The organism is Noviherbaspirillum sp. (assembly GCF_035654295.1).
Lineage (GTDB): Bacteria > Pseudomonadota > Gammaproteobacteria > Burkholderiales > Burkholderiaceae_D > Noviherbaspirillum.
Genome location: NZ_DASRXF010000076.1, coordinates 1 through 2379 on the forward strand (window position 1 = coordinate 1; position 2379 = coordinate 2379).

The 2379-nt window shown below is 61.8% G+C and carries 2 protein-coding genes; both read left to right on the forward strand.

The window, feature by feature from the left end; all coding sequences use genetic code 11:
• Nucleotides 1-1401: glycosyltransferase family 4 protein (locus VFF99_RS08440; protein ID WP_325016844.1), on the forward strand; the 1401-nt coding region annotated here is incomplete at its 5' end.
• A partial coding sequence (locus VFF99_RS08445) for a glycosyl transferase family 1 (protein WP_325016846.1) occupies nt 1398-2379 on the forward strand: 982 nt, incomplete at its 3' end. The genes VFF99_RS08440 and VFF99_RS08445, both read left to right, overlap by 4 nt.

Sequence of the window (2379 nt, forward strand, 5' to 3'; positions counted from 1 at the left end):
GTCTACTTTCCCGGCCCTGGTCTCCGGGAGCATGCAAATCATCGCGCTTTTTTCGGTCATGGCGCCTGGAGCCTGTGCGGGATTACCCACACGACCTCCAGTGCCGGCGCCATGGATTCGCTCGCCGAGCTGATTACCGCGCCGGTTCAGCAATGGGATGCGGTGATATGTACTTCATCGGCAGTAAAGGACAATGTCTGCCGCGTGTTGCAGGCTCAGGAAGAGTACCTGAAGCAAAGACTGGGTATTTCAAGAACGGTCTTGCCACAGTTGCCTGTCATCCCCTTGGGCATCCATACAAAGGACTTTGCGTTCTCCGAACAGCAAAGGCTGGCCGCGCGCCAGGCGCTCGGCGCTGACCCTGATACCCTGGTCGTACTGTACGTGGGACGGCTCTCCTTTCACGTCAAGGCGCATCCGCTGGCCATGTACCAGGCGCTCGAAAAGGCAGCGCAGGCGACGGGAAAGAAAGTGATCCTTGTCGAGTGCGGCTGGCATGCGAACGAATTCATCGGGAAGGCCTATGCCGACGCGGCGGCGTGCGCGTGCCCGGGCATCAGGGTGGTCACCGTTGACGGCCGCAAGGCGGAGGAGCGTATCGCTGCATGGGCGGCCGCCGACGTTTTCTGCTCACTCTCCGACAACATCCAGGAAAGCTTCGGCATCGCCCCGATCGAGGCAATGGCGGCGGGTCTGCCGGTGGTGGTTGCTGACTGGGATGGTTACAAGGACACCGTGCGCGACGGCATCGACGGCTTCCGCGTACCGACACTGATGCCGGCAGCGGGATTGGGCGGCGATCTGGCGACGCGCCACGCATTGCAGGTCGATACCTACGATATGTACTGCGGGCACACATGCAGCCTGGTCGCGGTCGATGTCGAGGCGACGGCTGCGGCGTTTGCCAAGCTCTTTGCGTCCGGTGAATTGAGGCGAAGGATGGGGGAGGCGGGAAGGGAGCGTGCCCGGACCATGTTCGACTGGGCAGCGGTCATTCCGCAGTACGAGGCGTTGTGGGCGCAGTTGTCCGAGATTCGCAAGGCGCAGGCGCCGGCACTCAAGCCCCTGGCGCACCCCTGGCCGGCGCGCATGGATCCGTTCCATGCGTTTGCCAGTTATCCGAGTAGAATGCTTTCGGCGGATACCCTGCTGGGACTGGTCGGCTCCGATGCGGAGACGGCCTGGTTGCAGCTGCGTTCGTATGCGGAACTGGCAATGGTGAATTTTGCAAAGACCGTGCTTCCAACCGAAGCGGAAGTGCGCGCGGTATTGGCTGCCGCAGCAGCCGGCCCGCGGCCGGCGAAGGACCTGGTACAGGCGATTCCGGCCGAGCGCCGGGCTTTCGTGTTTCGGGCTCTCGTATGGCTGGCGAAGCTTGGCATTCTGAAAGTCTGCTCATGAAAATCCTGTTCATTCACCAAAACTTTCCGGGGCAGTTCAAATTTCTTGCGCCGGCACTGGCGGCGGAACCGGGCAATACCGTGGTCGCGATGACGATGCAAAAGCTCAAGGCCGCAGAATGGCAGGGGGTGAAACTGGTTCCCTACTCCGCCAGCCGCGGCACGACGCCGAATGTCCACCCCTGGGTTAGCGACTTCGAGACCAAGACCATCCGCGGCGACGCCTGCTTTCGTGCCGCGCTGCAGTTAAAAGCGAAGGGTTTCACACCCGATGTCATCATCGCGCATCCCGGCTGGGGCGAAAGCCTCTTTGTCAAGGATGTCTGGCCGCAGGCAAAGCTTGGCATCTACGCCGAGTTCTTCTACCACACGAGCGGTGCCGACGTCGGTTTCGATCCGGAATTCCCGTCGAAGGACGAAGGCGACGCCTGCCGGTTGCGCCTGAAGAACATCAACAACCTGTTGCACTTCGAAATCGCGGATGCCGGCATCTCGCCGACGCTCTGGCAGGCGAGTACCTTTCCCGCGCCGTTCCGCAGCAAGATCACGGTCGTCCACGACGGCATCGACACCGATGCGGTGAAGCCGAACCCCGGCGTCAGCCTGAAACTGAGCGGGAATGTCGCGCTGACCAGGCAGGACGAGGTCATCACCTTCGTCAACCGCAACCTTGAACCATATCGCGGCTATCACATCTTCATGCGCGCGCTGCCGGAACTGCTCGCGCGCCGGCCGAATGCGCGGGTACTGATCGTCGGCGGCGACGATGTAAGCTATGGCGCGCGTCCGGAAAGCGGACGCAAATGGAAAGACATCTTTGCGGCGGAAGTGCGGCCGAAGATCAGCGACGCGGACTGGGCGCGTGTGCACTTCCTGGGCAATATCCCCTACGAGCACTTCATCCCCTTGCTGCAGCTGTCGACGGTGCACGTTTACCACACTTATCCGTTCGTGCTGAGCTGGAGCCTGCTCGAAGCGA